This is a genomic window from Peptostreptococcus stomatis DSM 17678, assembly GCF_000147675.1.
In the GTDB taxonomy this organism is placed as follows: Bacteria; Bacillota; Clostridia; order Peptostreptococcales; family Peptostreptococcaceae; genus Peptostreptococcus; species Peptostreptococcus stomatis.
Map to the genome: position 1 here is coordinate 17,235 of NZ_ADGQ01000032.1, position 23,195 is coordinate 40,429.

Below are 23,195 nucleotides of genomic sequence, written 5' to 3' on the forward strand. Positions count from 1 at the left end.
AATAATAAGGGTTTATAGTCGAAGTTATAATATAATGGATAAATAGTATGTAGATCGTATAATACTGGATGAAAATACATAACTACTGATAATGAAAGTAAATCATTATAGATATTCAATTCTCAATTAATATAAAATACATGGAAAGTTGATAAAAATAGGAAATAAAAAAACGAGTAATAACAAGGGTTATAAGTGTTAATAAATTTTTTTATTTTTTTAAAAAATCAATTGCAAAAAGACAGAGACTTTGTTATAATAAGTCTATCGATAAAATATAATTAATTAGGAGGAAATGAAAATGGCATATGTAATTAAAGATTCTTGTATAGCTTGTGGTGCTTGTGCAGCTGAATGTCCAGTATCTTGTATATCTGAAGGAGATATCTACACTATAGATGCTTCAGCTTGTATCGATTGTGGATCATGTGCTGGTGTTTGTCCAGTTGATGCTCCTCAGCCAGAATAATAGCAAGAGCAAATTTAGAATTTAAGGGACCCAATAAAGGCCCTATGACTACCGAATGTGGAGACACATTCGGTATTTTTTTTAATCATTTAAGATAATTAATATAGGACAAAAAATATTGTTAAAATATAAATTATTATACACTATTTAACTTACATGTGTTATAATTCTATTAGGGCAGGAAAATGTTTCTTTAGCACAGGAAAGGGATTTTCGAATCACTTTTTGTGCTTAAAATATGTTTTTCTGGAATAAATAAAATTTAGAGTATCTTAAATTTAAGGAGGCTTACAAATGGCAAATGTATTTGAAATGGCACAGGCTCAGGTTAAGAATGCTTGTGACAAGTTAGGAATGGAACCACAGGTTTATGAACTATTAAAGGAACCAAGAAGAGTTATCGAAGTTAACATTCCAGTTAAGATGGATGACGGTTCTATAAAGGTGTTCAAGGGATATAGATCTCAGCACTGTGATGCAGTTGGACCAACTAAGGGTGGTATCAGATTCCATCCAAACGTATCTCTAGAAGAAGTTAAGGCGCTTTCTATATGGATGACATTCAAGTGCTCAGTAACTGGTATTCCTTACGGTGGTGGTAAGGGTGGTATCATAGTTGACCCATCTGAACTATCTGAAGGTGAATTAGAAAGATTATCTAGAGGATACATCGATGGTATCTATAAGTTAATCGGTGAAAAGGTTGACGTTCCAGCTCCAGACGTAAATACAAACGGTAAGATAATGTCTTGGATGGTTGACGAATATAACAAGCTAGTTGGTGTTTCTTCTATCGGTGTATTAACTGGTAAGCCAGTTGAATTCGGTGGATCTCTTGGTAGAAACGAAGCTACTGGATACGGTGTTGCTGTTACAGTAAGAGAATCTGCTAAGAAGATGGGTATAGATATGACTCATGCTAAGATAGCTGTTCAGGGATTCGGTAACGTTGGTGCTTTCACAGTTAAGAACATCCAGAAGTTAGGCGGAACAGTTGTTGCTGTAGCTGAATGGGCTAAGGAAGTTGGACCATATGCTATATACAAGGAAGATGGACTAGACTTCCAGGCTATGTGGGATTACAGAGCTGAAAAGGGTAACCTAGTTGACTTCCCAGGTTCTAAGATGATATCTATGGACGAATTCTGGTCTGCACAGGTAGACGTTGTGGTTCCAGCTGCTCTTGAAAACTCTATAGACGCTGCTGTAGCTGAAAAGATCCAGGCTAAGCTTGTTTGTGAAGCTGCTAATGGTCCTACTACTCCAGAAGGTGACGAAGTTCTTAACAGAAAGGGTATCATACTTACTCCAGACATCTTAACTAATGCTGGTGGAGTTACAGTTTCTTACTTCGAATGGGTACAGAACCTATACGGATACTACTGGTCAGAAGCTGAAGTAGAAGCTAAGGAAGACGAAGCTATGGTTAAGGCTTTCGAAGCTCTATGGGCTATAAAGGAAGAATACGGAGTAACTATGAGAGAATCTGCTTACATGCATTCTGTAAAGAGAGTTGCTACTGCTATGAAGCTTAGAGGATGGTACTAAAATATAAATAATATTTAGTATATTGTAAATTTCTAAATACATATAAGGGCTAAAGATATAGTCGTTAAACAGTATATGAATTACAACTGAATAATCAAGAGTCACTGGTTTTACTGGTGACTCTTTTTTTATCTCCGGGAAGATATAATCATCGTAGTGTGGTATAATAAAACTGTGGAGGGGAAGCTATGAAGAAGATAATAAAGATATTGTTAGGGTTGACAGTTTTATTTGCTTTGTTAATGCTGACGGTAACCTATTTTTTAAAGCCTAGTGACAGACTTAAAAATGATGATAGACTGTGGAATGTATCAGACAATGTTGATATAGACTCATATAATAGAGAGGTTTTGGGTAATATCAGTCTGGACAAGGGCAAGCTAGTATCTGAAATAAAAATTGATGATTATAATTTCAAGAAGCTACTTAAATATGCCTTGGCCCACAATGGGAATGCAGAAATGCAGGAGGCTAGCTATAGCTTAAAGGGTGACCGTATATTGATAAAATACCCGGTAAAGTTGTGGTTATGGAATAGTCAGGTAGATATAGAAGCCAGCCTGTCAAATACCAGTAATGAATTAGTATTTAAGGTTGAAGAAGCCAAGTTGGGTAAGGTCAACCTATCAAAAAATATGATAAGTAGGGTCCTAGCTAAATTAAAGGAAACTGGTTATGGAAATATTAGGATAGAGGACAAGAAGATATATGTCCAGGTAAATGCACCTAATATAAGTATCAGGAAGGCAAGTATAGCTAATGATGTCATGAGGCTCCAGGTACTTGTGAAATATAAGGGAAGAATAAATATACAGAGAGAGATTATAGAGACGCTGGTTCAATAAAACCAGTGTCTTTGTATATTTAGAGATATAAACACTTGTGGTTTTGGCTTAATTTTTGATATACTATAGTGACTTGACAAATAATATAGTAAATATCACTATAATAAATGTATATTAATAATAGTCTGAATATATTGATAATAAAATTGATTGAAGTATTAGCATGACTCGCTTCTTCAAGAGATAAAAACTATCATAACTTATTGACATATACTACTGAATGTTTTATACTAAGATGTAGAAATAAAGGTTTTAAGTCTTTTTCATAAGCAATTCAACGCTTTTAATTACAGTTTGGGGAGGAGGAACTACTATGAATTTGTCCATAGCACCAATGGGAGTAGCACTGAAAATTTTAAAAATTAAAATCGAAGGAGATCAGAAAAAGCTATTAGCTAATATGGGGTTTGTTGTCGATGCCAATGTTACTGTTGTAGCTGAAAATGCGGGTAACCTTATAATTAATATTAAGGATAGTAGGGTTGCAATTGGGCCAGATTTGGCTAAAAAGATAATGGTAAGTCCTGTATAAATGTAGTTAAAAGCATAATGAGCGATACGGTAGGACTGTATGGTTCATTTTTATGCTATATTGACGATATATATTATCAATATCAACGAAAAAATAAAAAGGTAGGAGGAGTATTATGACAACGCTGAGAGAAGCCATAGTAGGCAAGAACTATGTAATCAAAAAGATACATGGTGCAGGTCCTTTAAAGAGAAGGATTATGGATATGGGGCTATCTAAGAATGCTGAAATTTATGTCAGGAAGGTAGCGCCACTTGGAGATCCAGTTCAGATTAGAGTAAGAGGTTATGAACTGTCATTAAGAAGAGAAGATGCAGAATGTGTCGAAGTAGAAGAAATCAACGTATAATATTTTGAGAATTGAAAGGGGAATAAAATGAGCATAACAATTGCCTTAGCGGGAAATCCCAATTGTGGTAAATCAACTTTGTTCAATGCCTTGACAGGTTCTAACCAGTATGTTGGTAACTGGCCAGGTGTAACGGTTGAAAAAAAGGGTGGTGTATATAAGAAGGACAAGGAAGTTAATATAACTGACTTGCCAGGTATCTATTCTTTATCACCATATACTTTAGAGGAAGTAGTAAGTAGAGAGTACTTAATTAATGAAAAGCCAGATGTAATCGTTGACGTTATAGATGCATCTAATATAGAGAGAAATCTTTATTTGGCAACTCAGCTATCAGAAATAGGTATACCAATGGTATTGGCCCTAAACATGATGGACGTAGTTGAAAAGAATGGTGACAAGATTGATACTGACAAGCTAAGCCAAGAGTTTGGTTATCCTGTTGTTGAAATATCTGCCCTTAGAGGTAAGAATATAGACAAGGTAATTGAGGTTGCTAAGCAGGTTGCTGGAAGAAAGCACGAAGTAGTTAATGTCTATGATGAAAAGCTTGAAAAGGTCCTATCAGACATAGAGGCTAGTGCAGGATGTCTAGCAAATTCTGAATACAAGAGATGGTATGCTGTTAAGCTATTTGAAAAGGATACAAAGGCTACAGAAAAATTGGAATTATCTTCTGTTGAAAGAAATAATATCGACGAAATTATAGCAAGGGCTGAGGAAGACTTTGATGATGATGGTGAAGGTATCATAACAGATGCACGTTATACATATATAACAGATGTAGTTGCAAGAACAGTAAGCAAGGGAAGAGCTGGTCTTACTACAAGTGATAAGATAGACAAGTATGTAACTAGTAGACTATTGGCTATACCAATCTTTGCTGCCATGATGTTCTTGATATACTATGTGGCAGTAACTGTTGTTGGTGGTCCAGTTACAGACTGGGTAAATGATGTGTTCTTTGGTGAAATAATTGGTGGTAACGTAGGTAAGATGTTAGAGGGAGCTGGAGTGGCTCCTTGGGTAAACAGCCTAGTTGTAGACGGTATCATAGGCGGTGTTGGTGGAGTTCTTGGCTTCCTACCTATAATCGCAACACTTTACCTATTTATGGCTATCCTAGAGGATATAGGCTACATGTCAAGAATAGCCTTCATACTTGATAGGATCTTCCGTAAGTTTGGTCTATCTGGTAAGTCTTTTATACCTATCCTTATAGGTACAGGTTGTTCAGTACCAGGTATTATGGCTACTAGGACTATAGAAAATGACAATGATAGAAGGATGACTATTATGGTTGCTTCTTTCATGCCATGTGGTGCCAAGACAGATATAATAGCCCTATTTGCAGCTTCGATATTTGCAGGCAGCAAGGGCTGGTGGTTCGCCCCAGTTTGCTACTTCTCAGGTATATTAGCCGTTATAATCTCAGGCTTGATGTTAAAGAAGACTAAGCAGTTCGCAGGAGATCCAGCACCATTCGTAATGGAGCTACCAGAATACCATATGCCTCTTGCTTCAAATGTTCTAAGAACACTATGGGATAGGGTTAAGGCCTTCATAGTAAAGGCCGGTACTGTAATCCTAGTTGCAACAGTAGTAATCTGGTTCTTAAAGAATATATCTACTAGCTTTGAATTTGTTGAGTTCTCTGACAATAGTCATTCACTCCTTGAAGCTATAGGTAAAACTCTAGCACCAATCTTTAGCCCTCTAGGCTTTGGTAACTGGGCAGCCACAGTTGCAACAGCTTCAGGTCTAATAGCCAAGGAAGTAGTAGTAGGTACATTGGGTGTTGTTGCTGGTCTAGGTGAAGTTGGCGCTGATGATGCAGGAGTAATAAGCTATGCAGCTACTTTATTTACAAGTGTATCTGCCCTAAGCTTCATGCTATTCAACCAGTTATGCATACCTTGTTTCGCAGCAGTTGGTGCTCTAAGGGAAGAAATGAACAGTGCTAAGTGGACTTGGTTCGCTGTAGCCTACCAGTTGTGCTTTGCATATGCAATAGCCCTAATGGTATATCAGTTTGGTAATGTACTAGTAATGGGTGCAGCTCCAACAGTATGGACAGGTGTAGCAGTAGTGATTTTAGTTGCTATGATCTATGCAATGTTTAGAAAACCTAAGTTTGATAAGGTTGAAGCTAAGAGAGCCGTACCAGAAAATAACTAGTAAGGTATTTTTTGAAAGGAAGTGTAGACATGGGAAATACTTCAATGGTGTCAACACTAATAGTATTGGCAGTAATAGCGGTAGCAGTTGGTTTTGCTATCAAGAGAATGAGGAAGAAGGGAGCTTGTGGCTGTGGTCATGAAGATGGCTGTGGAGGTTACTGTAGTTCTTGTGGTCCTAAGGAAAAAGAAAACTAAATTGTTATGTATACTTAGACCACTTCCAGGTCTAGGTTAGGAAAATAGAAAAGATAGTGCTAAAGAAAAATTTATTCTTGGCACTATCTTTTTATTTTTGTTATTTATTGGCTAGGAATTTCACCATTGATGTAGTAGTCAATTAGCTGGTCAAATATACCAACCGGATAGGGACCAGTATCTACAACAGTTTTTCCCGTCTTGGGATCCCTCTTATATATAGTGAGCGAGTAAAGCCCCAACTTCTTGTAGACAGGGTTTTGGTTTATGGTTAACATATCTATTTGATTAATCGGTATGATAAGGGTTTGAGATGAAAAGAGACCTTTTTTTATTATCAAGTCCTTATCTGTTAGTTTTATCTTACGTCCTAAAAACTTATATAGGCTAGCGACTAGGGCTAAGGGCAGGCCTATTAGTCCTGTCCAGTACTTACCCAGGGGTAGGCCAATTACTACAAATATAAGGAGGAAACTGATAGTGAATAGGGGGCCATAGTATTTTAGGATACTTACTGGTTTAAGTATATAATCACTCTCATCTTCATCCAGGGTGAACTCTGGTATGACTCTCTCCATAAAGGTATTTATAGAATCATTTTTCATATATAGTGAAAGAAGTCTATTTTCATTCACTTCGTTGCCATATCCTATAGCGTCAAGGGTTAGGCACTTGTAACCAAATATTCTTGCTATAATCGACTTATGACAAGCTACAGAGGATATATTTTCTATTGGTATAGTAAAGTCTTTGAGGTTGAATAGGCCATATTCAATGTGTATATGGTCTGGATACCTCTTGACCTTAAATTGGTAAAGGGCATCTATCTTACTTGAAAAAGTCTTTATCATACCGAGGTTGGCTATGGCGAATAAGGCCAGCACCTTGGTTATTAGGGCAATTATAGCTGCTACAAAGAGAACAATATTAAAAACACTAATATCCAAGAAAAAGTGGCGTATAGCATCTTTTGACATAAAAGTATATGTGGCCAGGTCTTGTTGGTTACCCCTATATTTTGGCCTTAAATCGACTTTTTTATCTTCATTTAAATCACTTTCTACAAGAGTATTCTCTTTATCACTAGGACCTTCTATTTCGATAGCAAGACTTTCATTTTTTTCAGAAGAGACTTCTATTCTCTTATTGGGGTCCAGAACCCAGTTCTTAAATATCTGGACATTTTTTTTGGATAGGTATATTTTATAGTCCAGTTCTTTGGCAGTTGCCGAAGAATCTATATCTATAGTCAAAACACTCAATCCCAATATACCATATATAATTCCTGAACGAATATTTACATTAGCTATATTGGAGAAGTTGACTTCCCTGTGAACCTTACCCAAAAGCCCCTGCCTGGTATAAAATAGGGTATTTTGACCAAGGCTTATAGAGGAATTCTTCCATTCAAAAAATGACCTAAGTAGAAAAAGCATGATGACTACAAGCATTCCAGCAAACATAAGAGAAGGTATCTTGTGGTCTAAAATATAGCCTATCATATCTCTTGTCAAGTACTTACCTAGATCAGTCCATAACTCAATAAGGCTAAGGTCACCCTCAACTATCTCTTCTATTATTGAAAAGGTAAGCCAGGCAAGAAAACCCATGATAGCAAGAATGGGTTTTAAAAGTATTATTGGATGGTTCTTGAATTTCATACCTAGACCACCCTTTCATTAATTTTTTTCTTTAGGTTTTCAGCCAGGAGATCTGCCTGGTCTAGGGGCAAGAAGTCTATACTGGCCACACCACCACCGGTAGTTATGCTTATATCAGCCAGGTTAAACAGCTTGTTAATGGGACCTATGCTGATATCTATTTGCTGCATCCTACGAATAGGTATTACTGTGTGTTCTATAAAAAATACACCCTTTATAATATCTATACTTTCATCATTAATCCTGTATAGGTGTCTTTTATAACCCAACGTTGGCTCCAATATCAAGTATAGACCTAGATAGCCTATAATCAGGCCTCCTATGCACTTATACCAGAAAAATACTGGTTTGGGTATTGGAAATATATGTAGTATTTGCCATATAGATACTATGATGGCAAGGGCTATAACAAGGCCTATTGCAGATCCAAATATCATACTATACCGAGCCCTTGCCGGTATCTTATTGTAGTCATTTTTGTTTATCATAAATACTCTCCTTATTCTTTAAAGTTATGACCCTGAATTATAGGCAGGTCTAGTTTGAAGCGGGCTGCCAAGAACCTTATCAAAAAGACTGTTGATGTTCCGGCCAGCATGGCTATACTTTGGCCGCTTATATCCCATAGGTATATACATACTATAGCACCCAGGATAGAGGCCGATGCATATATATGTTTGACAAAGATATAGGGCTTGTCCCCAGCCATAATATCCCTTACCAGGCCACCTCCTACACCCGTAACCACACCAACCAAGACTAGGAGGAAGAATCCGGGTGAATTTAACCTGTGATAGGCTGCATTTATACCTACAACTGTAAAGAGGCCTAGACCTATAGAGTCAGATACCAAAAGAAGGTTGTTGTAGACCAGTTTGAAACTATACTTGATGGGCCTATCACGGTATATATAGGCCACTAGAAAGACTAACAATGATGTGGCTATAGAAACCTTGGCATATATGGTATCCTGGACGCTAGAAGGGGGTATGACTCCGATTATGACATCCCTGATAATTCCACCGCCTATAGCAGTGGTCAGGCCCAAAACAATGACCCCTAGTAGGTCCATTTGCTTTTTTATAGCCAATGCTGAGCCTGATACGGCAAAGGCTATAGTTCCTAATATTTCAATTGCAAAAATTAACAAGTTATTCCTCCCTCTACTTAATCCGGAAAATCTTTATAATTACCTTATATATTAAGCCTTGTCCTAGCCAGGCATAATAAATCTACTGGCTAATACAAGGCTCTTATTTACATTATTAAATGACTAGTATTCCTATATCAAGGACATATACCTCAAGATAAAGATCCAGAAGGTAAAGGTCACTGATGATAATAGGGTGGTCATGACCACTATATTTGACATCAAGACATAGTCATTGTCCATAGCCTTGGACATTATATATCCAGACACTGCTGAAGGTGCTCCTAGCATGACCAGGATAGCTATCAGGGCTGAATCCCTAAATCCCATATAGATGGCTATAGGAAGTACAGCTAGTGGTAGTATCACCAACTTTATGGTAGATGCTATGGCTGACGGCTTGAATTTTGCAGTCAGGTCGCTCATCTTGAAGTCTGCCCCTATTGATATTAGCATTAGGGGTACTGCCATGGTTCCTATAGAGGTCAAACTCTTGTCCAAGATAGGTGGCAACTTGATGCCGAGTATACAAAATGGAAAACCAATCAAGATGCCCCTGATTAGGGGGTTTTTAAAGATTGATTTTAGAATCAGCCTGTACTGAATTTTTGTCTTGGAACCACTTAAAAACTTTCTTGATGAAATGGTCAAGATGACAACCGAATAGGCATTGAACAAGGGTACGGCTGCCAGTATCATCAGGGGTACCATCCCTGGATCACCATATATATTCGTTACAAAGGGTATACCCAATATGGCAGCACTACCCCTGACAGCCCCCTGGGCAAATGACCCCACCATGGTCTTGTCTTTTAGGCAAACCATGCTTATCAGGTAAATTAAAAAAAACATGGCCGTTGTAGATACCATACAGAATATGATAAAGGTCATGTCCAGGTCCTTATGTATATCCATCTTGGCTATATCTAGGAACAGGACTACGGGCAGGGCATACCTAAAGGCCATCCTGTCAGAAATCCTTGTCCATTCCTCATTTATTATACCAACCTTCATAAAAAATCTTCCTACTAGGATTACCAGGAAGACTGGAAGAGTCGAGTTTAATGCGAAAATAAAGCTACTCAAAATAAACATCTCCTTTATATACTAAGTATACAAAAATGGTATGTAAATTACAACTATTTTAATGTGGTATTTGAGTACAGTTTTTAATAAAAATAAATACGTAAATTGCAATATCAATAAGAGTATGCAAAAAAACTCTGTAAATTAAAATAAGTCCTTCTATGGTAAAATATAATTATCATAGGAGGGCTTTTAAAATGTAGGGACGTGTCCCTGTTGAGCTCGCAAAGCGTGCGAAACAATAATCCACCCGCTATGCGGGTGCGCGACAGATGTTATACAAAAAAATCACCATTCCGTAGTATAATTGAATTGTTCAAGCTCAATAATACGAATAGGAAGGTGATTTTATGGCTAATAAAGCGAACAGCTTATCTCACACAAAATGGATGTGCAAATATCATATAGTATTTACACCAAAATACAGGCGAAAAATAATATACAATCAGTATAAACAAAGTATAGGCCAAATTCTGAGACAATTATGTTCGTATAAAGGTGTAGAAATACTAGAAGGTCATCTTATGCCAGACCATGTACATATGCTAGTAAGTATACCACCTAAAATTAGTGTATCACAATTTATGGGTTATCTCAAAGGAAAAAGTGCACTAATGATATTTGACAAACACGCAAACTTAAAATATAAATTTGGAAATAGGCATTTTTGGTCTGAAGGATACTATATAAGTACAGTTGGATTGAATGAAGCAACTATAAAGAAGTATATTCAAGAACAGGAAAAACATGATATAGCCATTGATAAATTGAGTGTCAAAGAATATGAAGATCCCTTTAGGGATGGCAAGTAGTACAAATACCCTTTAAAGGGTGGCGACGAGTCAAAGGCCGAGCTTGAACAGAGTGAAAGCCAGCGCCTTTAGACGCTGGCCGGTAACCCTTGGGCTTATAGCCCTTGTGCAAACCACCCGTTGGACGGGTGGTCATGATTGGGAAGAAGAAAAAAAGAACCAATGGATCCGGCAAAGAAAAATATTGTAAGTGAATTAATTAAGACTTATGATATCAAAACTGCAAAAGATATTCAGGAAGCATTAAAAGATTTACTAGGAGAAACTCTGCAAGACATGCTAGAAGCAGAAATGAATGAACATCTTGGCTATGAAAAATATACTCGAGAAGATGAATCAAGTAATTATAGGAACGGATATAAGACTAAGAAAGTCAGAAGTTCAATGGGAGAACTTGAAATTAACGTCCCTCAGGATAGAGACTCAGAGTTTGAGCCACAGATAGTGAAAAAGAGACAAAAGGATATATCAGAAATTGAGCAGAAGATAATAAACCTTTATGCATCTGGAATGAGTAATAAAACCATAATAGAGGAAATAGAAGATATATATGGATTTGAGCTATCAGAATCTCTAATATCAGATATTACCGATAAGGTAATACCAAAGATAGAGGAATGGAAAAATAGGCCTTTGGATCCTATATATCCGGTGATATACATCGATGCTGTTCACTTCTCAGTAAAAGATTCAGGCATAGTAAAAAAGAGAGCTGCATATATAGTTTTAGGAATAAATAAAGATGGCTTAAAGGAAGTTCTAGGAATGTATATCGGAGATGCAGAATCATCAAAATACTGGCTTTCAATCCTCAATGAATTAAAAAACAGGGGTCTCAAGGACATAATAATTCTTTGTGCAGATGGCTTATCAGGTATAAAAGAATCAATTAATGCAGCCTTTCCTAATACAGAATACCAAAGATGTATAGTACATCAAGTTAGAAATACATTGAAATATGTATCCTATAAGGACAAGAAGGAATTTGCAAGTGATTTAAAGAGCATATATTTATCTAACAATGAAGAACAGGCTAGACAGAACTTAGATGCTGTGGATGAAAAATGGTCTGAAAAATATCCGAATGCAATGAAATCATGGTACGTAAATTGGGACTGCATAACACCAATATTTAAATTTTCACCTCAAACAAGGAAGGTAATTTATACAACAAATGCGATAGAAAGCTTGAATTCTCAATTTAAGAGATTAAACAGAAATAGGAGTGTATTTTCAACTAAACTATCGTTAGAAAAGGCATTGTATCTATCGATAGAGAGAATAAGCAGGAAATGGACTCATCCTATTAGAAATTGGGGAGTGATTTTCGGAGAGTTATCAATTATGTACGAAGAACGTATTGGATATTAATATGTAAAAAAACTGAAAACGTCAGTTTTTCTTGACATGCAAAAAAATAAATAATATTATGAAAACAGAGCAGGCTTTTTGAAAGCCAACTCTGAAGTCACTTATTATATAAATTTAAGTTGTCTAAATTGACAAAATTGCCATAGAAGGCAAATTTACAGAAAAAATTCTACACTCTCGCACAGTTTTTTACACACCCTTATATATTCATTCTAAACTATTTACTATTATCCGCAAGATATTTATTAAAATCTGTAATTATGTAACCATCGCTATCTCTAGTTGTTGATCTAGTTGATATGTTCAATTCAAAAGGGACTATAAATTTAGGCTGTTTATTTACAAATACGACTGCCTTTAAATATCTATTATTATTCAAATTTCCAATAAATTTAACTTTTACATCATCTCTATTTAAATCATTTTTATTTATCAAATTATCAACGATATTCTTATAGTTAACCAATTCTTTATCATAAGTTTTTAAACGAAATAGCTTGTACCTTCCTTGGTTAGAATTGATTTCTAATATTTCTTCTTTTGTGAGAAGATGCTTTATACTCTCGTTTAATGGTTTTGATTCTGCATATTCCGCTCTATAAAATTTATCTGTTATTGGTATACTCCAAATATACGCACTATGATTTAGATCCTCATATAAGTTTTTTAAATTGTAATCTTTATCAATGTTTATATCAGTATAAATCTTTATCGCATTTTTGTAATCAATTTGTTCTTTATTGTCAAGTTCCAAATTATTACCTTTAATAAATTTTACTAATTTATTCTCATCTTCTTTTATCTGTTTTGATTCTTTTGCTTCGGTAAATAGATCGAAATGCTTAGATTCCATATAACCATTTGCATAAGTTCCTGCAAATAATAAAACTAGCATTGAGAGTGCAATAATTTTTTTTATTCTACTTTTCATCTTTTCCCTCCTATTTAGTTAGACTCACATAAAGCATACAATAATTCTTCAAGATTTTTACAACTATTATCCTGATTTATATATTCTGCGTAACTAATCCTAAACTTATTTCCATTTAACGAGAATCTGATAATATTTGAATCCTTCAAAACAATATTTACACTTGCACCACCACCTGTAAAGTCTTTAATTTCTGATTTATTATTTTGAGTAATAGAATTTAATTTAATTAAATTTACAAGAGATATCACAGAATTAATATCATCTTTTTTTACTTTATATGTTTTAACAGGTGGATTTAAGGATACATATATATTATCTACATCATCGTACATTATATTGGACAAAATACTTTCTATTTTATTGGAGTTTGTACCATATGCTCGTCCATCCTTATCAAAAGTATAATCAAATCCATCTATATTCATTGTCTTATTTGTAACTAATTTACCACTGATATCTGCGTAGTATATACTCTTTGAAACACTTATCCAGCCTGTAACCATAGAACCATCAGGCTTAAACCTGTACCAGTCACCACTGATTTTTCTCCAAGCCAAGTTCACATTTGCACCATTTTCATCAAAATAGTACCATTTGTTATTATACTTCAACCAACCAATTTTCATGCTACCATCATGCGTCATATAATACCACTTATCATGATTATAGAGCCAACTACTTTTTACTTTTTTACCACTATTATTTGTAAAATACCACTTGCCATTTATTTTTGTCCATCCATGTAAATTCTTTAACTCTGTTTTTTGTAGGTTATCATAGGTGATTGCGTATGTTTTATTAAAGGCAAAAAAAACCATACTTGTAATACTAATGATTGATGATAGTATTAACGCAGAAAATTTATTATTTTTCATAATATTACCCCCTTAATAATAAATTGTATCTTCAAATGTTCCAGTACCTGTTTCTATATGTGTTCCATTAACTAAATCACTATATGAATAGTATGTGTTTGTTGTATCTTCCCATGGATCAACACAATACACTAATCTATTATTTGAATTATATCCTGAGCAAACAATAGCATGCCCCTTACCACTATTCCAACGCATTATTATTACAAAAGGTTTCAAGGAATCAACTGAACTTACTATTCTACTGAACGAAAACGGTTCACCATATACAGAAGCCGACTTCATGTTCATAGAAGAATAATTTATAGCTCTCATTATCTCATCATTTGTTCCTCCTTCATTAATTGAAGAAGATCCTTTTATATAATTTACTATATCGTACTGATCTCTGTAATTATTGAGATTATAGCCTCCAACAGATTCAGATGCTGCTGCCCAACACCATTTATCTCTCGCTTGTCTAACTCTCGAAACATCCAATTCTGTTATATATAGTGAGCCTCCTTTATTGAACACATATTTTTTTCCATTCTTATACATAGTACCAGTTCTCATTTGTCCTTCACTACCTTCTCCATATTGATTAAAATAGTACCAATCTCCATTAACTTTTTTCTAACCAGTAACCATCCATCCGCTCTCATCAAAATAGTACCAATATCCACCTATTTTTTCCCAATCATTTTTCGTATATGTTCCATCATAGTGTTTATACCACCACTTACCATTACTTCCTTTTATCCATTTACCTTTAGATTCTGCTCTTGTTAATATTATTTCGCTCTTATCATAATTAATATCTGTAACTGCATAAGAATTTGCTAATAAAAAAGTTGTAACCAACGATAAAGACATAATAACAGCGATCAATTTCTTACTTTCTAAAAATCTAACTTTTTTCATATATATACCTCCTAAAATACTAATAATATTCATATTTTAAATAATTTATTATACCTACATATGTTATATAACAAATTTATTATAAAATATCTTTAACCTACTATTCATATGCACATTGTACTTTTCAAATACATAAAACCCTCTATACAGTATTTATGTCAAAACAATACTATCTAAATATTTTTTCACTCTATCCAATTAGCATTAAATCCTTATAAAACAAATTTCGGTTAATAATGCAATCCTTTAAAGCATTTATTACGTGGTGTTATTCAGCTTTTCTGTGTAAATATAACAGCCGGATAAGTATCATAATTTTAACCTAGATATTTCGATTATTTTTTGCTTTATTATCTATAAGTATCAGTAGAACTTCTTCATATCACTTATCTAAATTGATAATAGAAAATTCTATTTTTAAAAACTTTCTATACTCTACAAATAATAAATGTCCTCTTAAAAAATTAAATTTTATAAGTAGCCATTATTGCATTATAGTTATAAATCAGAGTATAAAAAACATAATAATAATATATATTATTATATAGTTGATTATATTTTTTGTCAAATTTTTTATATATTAACAATGTATGGTGTAACATAAGTATATGTTTTTTGTAAGGTGAATTATTAGACTACTTGCATCTAAATATGCTAATAGTTCTTCCTTATATATTAAAAAGGATCGTAAATTGCAATATCAATTTGTACACTTTTTTGCCACTCTTGCAAAAATATCGGCACTTGTCCTAAAATATATGTCAAGACTAGGCCTTGCCTATTCATTTTAGTCTTGAGTGCTATTTTAGGACTAGTAAACTGATATTTAAAAGAGGGCTTCTATACTTTAAGCCACATCACTCGTAGAGTATATTTTATCCATCTCTTCATCAAAGATTTCTTCAGGTGTTCTGTATCCTAGATTTTTTCTAGGCTTAGCATTTATTATGTCAACAAAATACATAATCTCATCCTCACTAAAGTCATTAATACTTCTACCTTTTGGAATGAATTGTCTCAATATCCCATTGTGTCTTTCATTACTGCCTCTTTCAAATGAAGAGTATGGGTGACAAAAGTACATAGGTACAAGTGATTCAAGGTCACTTAGCCCTGAAAACTCTGAACCATTGTCGCTTGTTATGCTTTTAAATACTTCGGCAACTTTTGTTTTGCTTTCCATTATAAAATCTAAAAGTGCGTCATTTACTCGTTTTGAGAACTTAGAATCTATTTTGATAACCTTATAGTATCTAGATTTTCTCTCTATTATCGTCAGCAAAACATTTTGGTCTGATGTTTTCTTGCCTATTACAGTATCTATTTCCCAATGTCCAAATTCTTTTCTGGGCTCTATATGTTTTGGTCTTTCAGATATTGATTTTCCAAACTTTCTCTTATTTATACGAATTCTTGTAGACTTTGGAATTCTTTTAAGTTTCTGAGGCAGGTCAGTGTTTTTTATCTTCAAAAAACCTAGTTCAACATACTTGTATAGTGTCTTTGTGCATACTGTATTTTTGAATATCTTCTCTGACTTTGCTCTACCATAACACTCATCTAAATACCAGCATTGTTCCTTAAATGATTCATCTACAAACTTGATAAAATCTACACATTCTAATACCTTGAACTTCTTTTTTGAATTTTTTCTGTTTTTTTCATACTGTGTTTGTCCTGCATCGGGGTAGTATACTGTAACCTTGTGTCCATTTCTTATTTGTTCTACCCTGCCACGTTTAAGCTCATTGTAAATAGTAGTTCTTGATCTGTTCAAATGCCTGGCAATTGAGGATATTGAGTGTCCTAGTTCGACCATGGCGTAAATTTCTCCTCTTTCATACTCACTTAGGTGTTTAAAGTTTCTCTTTTCTGTGTTAAAATTAAGTTGATTCATTGTGGTCCTCCTGTATATATTTGTGTGGTGACTTATATTTTAACACAGGATTCACAATGAATCATTTTTTATTCAGTTGTACAAATTGATTATACAATCAACCATAAAAATAAATAGAATAGTGAAGCTTAAATAAATATAATTTTAATATTTACTATTTTTAGATTTTATACTATAATGATATGAAGAGGGTGGTTTTATGAAATTAAATACAAAAAAACTTTTGTTACAGATAACTTTATTGATAATAATAATATCATTACCTACCAGGTTGTGGTTTTTAAATCAAGAAAAGAGGCAAGTATCTTCTATAGCAGAGACTTTTATATCTAATTCATACAATTCTTATTTTAGTGATTACGATACTAGGCTAATTGATAAGGAGTCAAAGGTCTTCACATATTATTTTAAAAAGAGAAACTCAATTAGAGAAAGGGCTCTTAGATATGCAGGCTACACACCTAATACTCTAAAGCATACATCCAAAAATTTTAATTCTCACCTTGTTACCATAAATATGAACACGGCTTATGTCAGACTAAATGAAGTGTACTATGTTTATGATAAGACTAGTTCAGATTTTGACCAACCAGGTATAGCTTCTGTGGACTATGAAGTAGTTCTACATAAAAGAAATAATAAATGGTATATTTGGTCATGTACATCACATGATCCAATAATAAATGATCTTGATAGAGAAATAAATGCCTTTTTAATAGCTGGCTGGCCATCTGACACCTTAAAAATGAGAGAGAGGCTATCTATTTATCGTGAGTATGATAAAAAAAATATAAACTTGATAGATATGATTTATAATAAGAATATAAAAACATATATATAATAATTTTCTGTAAATACATTTTAACGTGTGATATATAGTGTCAAGGGTAATTAAAAGCTCTCAAAGTTATAAAGCGATGAGACAAAATTATCCTTGATGCTATATATTTTTTTGTGGATAATTTGTGAACTGTATGGAAAAACATCCTAATTTCATTGTATAATAATGCTTGAAATCTTATATAATAGCTCAAGATATGATATAATTAAGGTTTGAAAGGGAGTTGATTTTATGGAGGTATACCTAGACAACAGCGCAACTACAAAACCCTATAATCAAGTAGTAGATGAGATGTGCACGGCCCTTAGGGATGATTTTGCCAACCCATCATCTGCCTACAGGAAGGGATTTTTGGTTGAAAAAAAGATAAAGAAGATAAGAGAGAATATAGCAAATACAATTGGAGTTGAAGATAAATCTATAATATTTACATCAGGAGGAACAGAGGGTAATAATGCCATTATAAGAAGTGTGGCCAGACTAAACAAGAGGAGAAAAAACCACATAATCACCTCATCTATAGAGCATCCAGCAGTTTTAAATACTGTGAGGTCACTTGAAGAGGAAGGCTTTGAGGTGACTATCCTAGGTGTAGATGAAACCGGTCTGGTAAATGTGGATGAATTGGAAGAGGCTATAACAGACAAGACCTGTCTGGTAAGTATAATGTATGTGAATAACGAATTGGGGTCTGTCCAACCAGTCCAGCAGATTGGCGAGATAGTATCCAGACATGACCAGGTATTTTTCCATGTTGATGCTGTCCAGGCTTATGGTAAGATAAACTTCAAGATGAAGGATATAGGGGCTGATTTTATGACTGTAAGTGGTCACAAGATTCATGGACCCAAGGGGATAGGTTTTATGTATATCAAGGACCCTAATAGGTTCAAACCCCTGTTGACAGGCGGTGGTCAAGAATTTGATCTGAGGTCTGGTACTGAAAATGTGCCGGGTATATACGGCCTAGGTAAGGCTATAGATATCCTATTTGAAGACCTTGACAGTAAGATAGAAAAGATTAGGGAAAACAGGGACTACCTATATATGAGAATTTCCCAGAAGATAGACGGAATAAAGTTAAACACCGACCTCTTGAGAGGGGCCTGCCATATATTAAATATCAGTTTTGACGGTGTAAAGGGAGAAGTTCTGCTCCACTATTTGGATGACGAAGGTATCTATGTATCTACAGGGTCTGCCTGCTCAGCCAAGAAAAAGGGGAGTCATGTCCTAAATGCTATAGGGCTAAGTCCTGCCCAGGTGGATGGAACAATCAGGTTTAGCCTGTCAGAGGAAAATACCAGACAAGAGATGGACTATGTAGTTGAAAAACTACAAAAACACATAGAAATGATTAGGTTTTTTGCCAAGAAAAATAGGAGATAAGAAGTCTATCTTGTAGATAAGATAAAGGGATACAAAAGACGGATAAGCAAGGTTATTCTGTGGCAAAAGTATGAGTATAAAGGAGTTAGATAGATGTATAATATTTTGATAGCCAAGTATGGTGAGATAGGTGTTAAGGGTAAGAACAGGTATATCTTTGAAAACAAGCTTATAAGAAATATTAGGAATATGTTAAAGCCAATGGGCAAGTTCAACGTATATAAAGAATATGGAAGAATATATATAGATGTGGACGACAGCAACTATGAGGAAGTTATAGAAGAGGTAAGGAAGGTCTTTGGTGTAGTTGGTGTTTGTCCAGCTATAAAGAGGGACCAGGACTACGACCTATTGAAGGAAACCTCCCTATATATGCTCAAAGAAAGGGTAGCCCAGGGGGCCAAGACTTTTAAGGTAGCATCAAAGAGGGGGGACAAGTCCTTTAGGCTGACTTCCCAGGAGATGAGTATAGATATTGGAGGCTATGTATTGAGCAAGCTGAACAACCCTGATATAAGGGTTGATGTTAGAAATCCAGAAGTGACAATTACTTGTGAATATAGGAAGGAACACATTTTGGTATATACAGATGCAGTTGCAGCTTATGGTGGTCTTCCACTTGGTACTAATGGCAAGGCTATTACCCTGCTTTCCGGTGGTATAGACAGTCCAGTTGCATCTTGGTTGGTTGCCAAGAGGGGGGTAGACATAGAGGCTGTTCACTTCCACTCCTATCCATTTACTAATGAGAGGTCTCAGGAAAAGGTAAGGGACCTGGCTAGGATCCTATCAAAGTACTGTGGTCCTATAAAGTTACATATGGTGAATATACTTGATATACAAAAGGCTATAGCTGAAAAGTGTAACGAAGAAGAGACTACTATCCTATCCAGGAGGTTTATGATGAGGATAGCAGAGGAAATAGGAAAATCAAGATATTGTGACGCCTTGATTACAGGTGAAAGTATAGGCCAGGTTGCATCCCAGACTATGCAGGGTATAGTTTGTACAAATGCAGCGGTATCACTACCTATATTTAGGCCACTGATTGCCATGGACAAGGTTGATATTATAAAGTTGGCAGAAGAGATAGGAACATATGATACATCAATAATACCAGAAACTGATTGTTGTGCCTTGTTTTCACCTAAGAAGCCAGTGACTAAGCCTAGACTAGAACGCATAGAAAAGTCAGAATCCAAGTTAGATGTAGAGGGTTTGATAAAGGCGGCGGTAGAGGCTTCTGTAATGGAGGTTATAGAATATGGAGAACATGCTTAATATAAATACTAATATAGAAGAAAATATCAGTAGTGGCATGAATGGTGCTGACACTGAAAAGAATAAGAATGACATCAAGACCAATGTAGAAAAAATTGCCCTGATATTCGAGGGCGGAGGTATGAGGGCTGCATTTTCCTGTGGTATCTCCAATACCCTTTTAGAAAATGGTATATATTTTGACTATGTTGTTGGTTTATCTGCAGGATCTAGTATGACTGTAAACTATATAGCCAGGGACAAAGTGAGGACTAAGAGATCTTTTGTGGAGTTAGCAGCAGACCCAAATTTTGGTGGTTGGAAGACTTTTTTACAGGGCAAGGGATTTTTTAATTCAGAGTATATATATGAACATACATCTGGGCCAGGCCAGGCCCTGCCATTAGATTTCGACTTTTTCATGGCCAATCCAACCAGGTTTAGGATAATTGCCTATGATATGGCAGCAGATGGGCCAAGGATATTTACCAATTCAGATATAAAGAAATTGCCAGACCTGATGAAAATAGTAAGGGCATCTTCATCCCTGCCAATTTTTATGAAAGCCACAGAGTATGAGGGCAAGATATATTATGACGGAGGAGTTTTGGGTGGTATACCCCTTGATGTTGCCATTAGCGAAGGCTATGAAAAATTCTTTATAGTTAGGACCCAAGAAAGGTCATATAGGAAAAAGCCGGTCAAGCATCCTAGATTGATGGAGGCATATTTCAGAAAGAATCCTGCCATGGCCAAAAGAATCATAGATAGGCCACAAGTATATAATGATATATGTGACCGGATAGATATGCTAGAAGCCCAGGGAAAGGCCTATGTAGTATATCCTGAAGATATGAAGATATCAAATAGGGAGAAGAATGTAGATATTCTTGAAGGTCTTTATAGGCAGGGTCTAGAGATAGGCAAAAGAGACCTGGAAAAGTGGAAAAAATTTATAAATAATATTTAAAAAATAAGCATAGGGATTCGTATGACCCTCTTTACTGGACAAAAAGTTTAGTAAGGAGGGTTATTTGTTTATAGTCGTAATTCCTTCTATATAAAAAATGCTATGAAGTGCTAATAATTAAAAATAAACAAAAAAAATCTATCGCAATATATATTGATAATAGGTAGCAGATATGCTAAAATAATAGGAAAGTTTAGCCTTAAATAGGTTAAAAGAAGATATAATAGGAGGAATTTGGTATGAAAATTAAGCAGACTAAGTCCATTGGTATAGCTTTAGCAATGGCAGTAGTTGTTGGTGGTATTACGCCAGGCGTATATGCAGACACAACAACTAACAAAACAGAAGTAGAAAGAATCGGGGGAGCGGATAGAACAGAAACTTCCCTAAAAGTATTGGAAAAATTAGGTGGAGTAAAGAAGACATACCTGGTAAATGGTTACCAGTTTTCAGATGCTCTTTCAATTGCACCAGTAGCAGCAGCAAACAATGAGGGTATTGTGCTGGCAACTAAGGGCAACGTAGATGCTAGTCTTTCAAAGCAGGGTATAAGTGAAGTTACATTGGTTGGTGGAGAAAACTCTATATCTTCAAGTGTAGAAAAGAGCCTGGCTTCTAAGTTCAAGACTAATAGAATAGCTGGTACAGACAGGTACAAGACTTCAGAGATGATTGTAGAATCAACAGGTAAAAAAGAAGTCGGTGTTGCAACAGGTAAGGACTTCCCGGATGCCCTATCTTCAGGAGCATTTCTTGCTAAGAAGAATCTACCTCTTCTATTAGTAAATGGAAAGACTCAGACTAGCCTACCTCAGGGACTAAAAGGCCTATATACATTTGGTGGTAAGTCAAGTGTTGCAAATGACTTCGGTAAGAGAATTGCAGGCACAAATAGGTATGAAACTTCTGAAAAGATAGCAGAAGAATTCGGAAAGAGCGATGTTGTAGTATTGGCATCAGGAACAAACTTTGCCGATGCATTGGCAGCAGCTCCTCTAGCTAAGAAGATGAATGCCCCAATAGTTCTAGTAAAGAAGGATTCACTTAGTGAAAATGCAAAAAAGCTTGTTAAAGAAGCTAAGAAGGTATATGTAGTTGGTGGTGAAAACACAATTTCAAACAAGTTAGTTGATGAAATAAAGACTAAAGATGCTGCAGATAATACAACATCTTCTGGCTCAAGCTCTGGTGGTGGAAGTAGTGCGCCAGCAGTAAATAAGGTTGAGGTTAAAGAAATTAAGATACTAGGTGAAGGTGTTAATGGGGCTGACGGTGCCTACAATGTAAGCATGGATGCAGGCAAGTCACTAAAATTAACGACTGAAGTAATAGATACTAAGTTACAGAAGTTAGCCGGTAAAGATGCCGAAGTTGAAATAGCTAAAATTGGTGACTACCCTATGGGAGTGGAAGTTAAGAAGGCTGATGACGGTTCAATAACTATTGAAGCAGACAAAGACTTAAGTAAAGATGCTACAATAAAGGTAGAGTTAAAGTCTACTAAGAACCCAAATGTCAAGGCTGAGATAACAGTTACTATAAAGAAGGTAGAAGCCCCTAAGCCTAAAAAAGACCCACAAGCAAAATTAGAATATTCTGGAGGTTTGTACTCTACTGATAGTGATTGGACGAATGCAGTAAGGACTGGAAAGGCTATTGTAAAAGTCACAAATGCTTCAGGCCAAACTACAACATTAACACACAATCCGAAGGGTTATGAGTATGGTAAAAACAATATCTATTACATAACTAACTCTTTCAACCAGAATTTTGGCTGTGTTGTAGAGGGTGTAGCTAAGGGCGATATATTCACAATAGAAGTAGAAGGCTACAAGACTGTAAAGGTTATAAGTAAGAGTACTTATAAATCACCTACGTTTGAAAATCTTACAATATTAGATTAATAGCTTTAAAAAGGATAGAAAAAG

General features: G+C 35.1%; 23 protein-coding genes. 14 read left to right on the forward strand and 9 right to left on the reverse strand.

The genetic code is table 11. The annotated features are described in order from the left end of the window. Window positions 1-301: 301 nt before the first annotated feature. From HMPREF0634_RS02940 to HMPREF0634_RS09480, 7 genes are all read left to right on the forward strand, one after another. A complete protein-coding gene (locus tag HMPREF0634_RS02940; protein WP_007788886.1) occupies window positions 302-469 on the forward strand; it encodes a DUF362 domain-containing protein in 168 nt (55 codons plus the stop codon). A 294-nt stretch (window positions 470-763) separates the two neighbouring features. Further along, window positions 764-2,017: an NAD-specific glutamate dehydrogenase gene (gluD, locus tag HMPREF0634_RS02945; protein WP_007788874.1), complete on the forward strand. Its 1,254-nt coding sequence runs from the start codon at window positions 764-766 to the stop codon at window positions 2,015-2,017. 188 nt (window positions 2,018-2,205) lie between these two features. Next, window positions 2,206-2,862 carry a hypothetical protein gene (locus HMPREF0634_RS02950; protein WP_040565690.1) on the forward strand — a complete coding sequence of 219 codons (657 nt, stop codon included), beginning with the start codon at window positions 2,206-2,208 and terminating at the stop codon, window positions 2,860-2,862. A 313-nt stretch (window positions 2,863-3,175) separates the two neighbouring features. Further along, window positions 3,176-3,394, forward strand: coding sequence for a FeoA family protein (locus HMPREF0634_RS02955; RefSeq protein WP_007788817.1), 219 nt, complete (start codon window positions 3,176-3,178; stop codon window positions 3,392-3,394). A 115-nt stretch (window positions 3,395-3,509) separates the two neighbouring features. Then, window positions 3,510-3,743: a FeoA family protein gene (locus HMPREF0634_RS02960; RefSeq protein ID WP_007788880.1), complete on the forward strand. Its 234-nt coding sequence runs from the start codon at window positions 3,510-3,512 to the stop codon at window positions 3,741-3,743. 27 nt (window positions 3,744-3,770) lie between these two features. Further along, on the forward strand, window positions 3,771-5,921 hold the full coding sequence (gene feoB / locus HMPREF0634_RS02965; RefSeq protein ID WP_007788853.1) for a ferrous iron transport protein B: 2,151 nt from the start codon (window positions 3,771-3,773) through the stop codon (window positions 5,919-5,921). Between the two features lie 29 nt (window positions 5,922-5,950). Continuing rightward, window positions 5,951-6,118, forward strand: coding sequence for a FeoB-associated Cys-rich membrane protein (locus tag HMPREF0634_RS09480; protein WP_083799379.1), 168 nt, complete (start codon window positions 5,951-5,953; stop codon window positions 6,116-6,118). A gap of 104 nt (window positions 6,119-6,222) precedes the next feature. Here HMPREF0634_RS09480 and HMPREF0634_RS02970 read toward each other — a convergent pair whose 3' ends face one another. The 4 genes from HMPREF0634_RS02970 to HMPREF0634_RS02985 form a co-directional block, all read right to left on the reverse strand. Beyond that, complete coding sequence (locus HMPREF0634_RS02970) at window positions 6,223-7,779, reverse strand: PH domain-containing protein (protein ID WP_007788864.1); 1,557 nt, start codon at window positions 7,777-7,779, stop codon at window positions 6,223-6,225. A 2-nt stretch (window positions 7,780-7,781) separates the two neighbouring features. After that, window positions 7,782-8,267, reverse strand: coding sequence for a PH domain-containing protein (locus HMPREF0634_RS02975; protein ID WP_007788822.1), 486 nt, complete (start codon window positions 8,265-8,267; stop codon window positions 7,782-7,784). Between the two features lie 11 nt (window positions 8,268-8,278). Then, the gene (locus HMPREF0634_RS02980; protein ID WP_007788858.1) at window positions 8,279-8,929 is read right to left on the reverse strand and encodes a trimeric intracellular cation channel family protein; all 651 of its coding nucleotides are present in this window, start codon (window positions 8,927-8,929) and stop codon (window positions 8,279-8,281) included. 132 nt (window positions 8,930-9,061) lie between these two features. Beyond that, window positions 9,062-10,015: an AEC family transporter gene (locus HMPREF0634_RS02985; protein ID WP_007788831.1), complete on the reverse strand. Its 954-nt coding sequence runs from the start codon at window positions 10,013-10,015 to the stop codon at window positions 9,062-9,064. A gap of 350 nt (window positions 10,016-10,365) precedes the next feature. Between HMPREF0634_RS02985 and tnpA the strand changes: the two genes are divergently transcribed. Together tnpA and HMPREF0634_RS02995 are read left to right on the forward strand one after the other, a co-directional pair. After that, window positions 10,366-10,827: an IS200/IS605 family transposase gene (tnpA, locus tag HMPREF0634_RS02990; RefSeq protein WP_007788888.1), complete on the forward strand. Its 462-nt coding sequence runs from the start codon at window positions 10,366-10,368 to the stop codon at window positions 10,825-10,827. Between the two features lie 162 nt (window positions 10,828-10,989). Continuing rightward, window positions 10,990-12,198 carry an IS256 family transposase gene (locus tag HMPREF0634_RS02995; protein WP_050786340.1) on the forward strand — a complete coding sequence of 403 codons (1,209 nt, stop codon included), beginning with the start codon at window positions 10,990-10,992 and terminating at the stop codon, window positions 12,196-12,198. A 217-nt stretch (window positions 12,199-12,415) separates the two neighbouring features. Here the strand turns inward: HMPREF0634_RS02995 and HMPREF0634_RS03000 are convergent, their stop codons facing one another. The 5 genes from HMPREF0634_RS03000 to HMPREF0634_RS03020 all read right to left on the reverse strand — a co-directional run bounded on the left by HMPREF0634_RS03000 (window position 12,416) and on the right by HMPREF0634_RS03020 (window position 16,807). Further along, window positions 12,416-13,129 carry a hypothetical protein gene (locus tag HMPREF0634_RS03000; protein WP_040565691.1) on the reverse strand — a complete coding sequence of 238 codons (714 nt, stop codon included), beginning with the start codon at window positions 13,127-13,129 and terminating at the stop codon, window positions 12,416-12,418. Window positions 13,130-13,143: 14 nt separating this feature from the next. After that, the gene (locus HMPREF0634_RS09320) at window positions 13,144-14,007 is read right to left on the reverse strand and encodes a hypothetical protein (protein WP_007788895.1); all 864 of its coding nucleotides are present in this window, start codon (window positions 14,005-14,007) and stop codon (window positions 13,144-13,146) included. Window positions 14,008-14,019: 12 nt separating this feature from the next. Further along, window positions 14,020-14,562 (reverse strand): C39 family peptidase, encoded by a 543-nt coding sequence (locus tag HMPREF0634_RS03010; RefSeq protein ID WP_050786337.1) that lies wholly within the window; start codon window positions 14,560-14,562, stop codon window positions 14,020-14,022. Between the two features lie 60 nt (window positions 14,563-14,622). Next, entirely contained in the window at window positions 14,623-14,910 is a 288-nt protein-coding gene (locus HMPREF0634_RS09830) for a hypothetical protein (RefSeq protein WP_007788897.1), read from the reverse strand. An 847-nt stretch (window positions 14,911-15,757) separates the two neighbouring features. Then, entirely contained in the window at window positions 15,758-16,807 is a 1,050-nt protein-coding gene (locus HMPREF0634_RS03020; protein ID WP_007788876.1) for an IS30 family transposase, read from the reverse strand. Between the two features lie 199 nt (window positions 16,808-17,006). Here HMPREF0634_RS03020 and HMPREF0634_RS03025 point away from each other — a divergent pair, with 199 nt between their 5' ends. From HMPREF0634_RS03025 to HMPREF0634_RS09325, 5 genes are all read left to right on the forward strand, one after another. Next, complete coding sequence (locus tag HMPREF0634_RS03025; protein WP_040565692.1) at window positions 17,007-17,648, forward strand: hypothetical protein; 642 nt, start codon at window positions 17,007-17,009, stop codon at window positions 17,646-17,648. A gap of 231 nt (window positions 17,649-17,879) precedes the next feature. Continuing rightward, window positions 17,880-19,037 carry a cysteine desulfurase family protein gene (locus tag HMPREF0634_RS03030; RefSeq protein WP_007788855.1) on the forward strand — a complete coding sequence of 386 codons (1,158 nt, stop codon included), beginning with the start codon at window positions 17,880-17,882 and terminating at the stop codon, window positions 19,035-19,037. A gap of 93 nt (window positions 19,038-19,130) precedes the next feature. Next, window positions 19,131-20,318 carry a tRNA uracil 4-sulfurtransferase ThiI gene (gene thiI, locus HMPREF0634_RS03035; protein ID WP_007788828.1) on the forward strand — a complete coding sequence of 396 codons (1,188 nt, stop codon included), beginning with the start codon at window positions 19,131-19,133 and terminating at the stop codon, window positions 20,316-20,318. Next, window positions 20,302-21,267 carry a patatin-like phospholipase family protein gene (locus HMPREF0634_RS03040; RefSeq protein WP_007788847.1) on the forward strand — a complete coding sequence of 322 codons (966 nt, stop codon included), beginning with the start codon at window positions 20,302-20,304 and terminating at the stop codon, window positions 21,265-21,267. The genes thiI and HMPREF0634_RS03040 overlap by 17 nt, the downstream gene beginning before the upstream one ends. Window positions 21,268-21,506: 239 nt before the next feature. Then, a complete protein-coding gene (locus HMPREF0634_RS09325; RefSeq protein WP_007788884.1) occupies window positions 21,507-23,171 on the forward strand; it encodes a cell wall-binding repeat-containing protein in 1,665 nt (554 codons plus the stop codon). Window positions 23,172-23,195 lie beyond the last annotated feature (24 nt).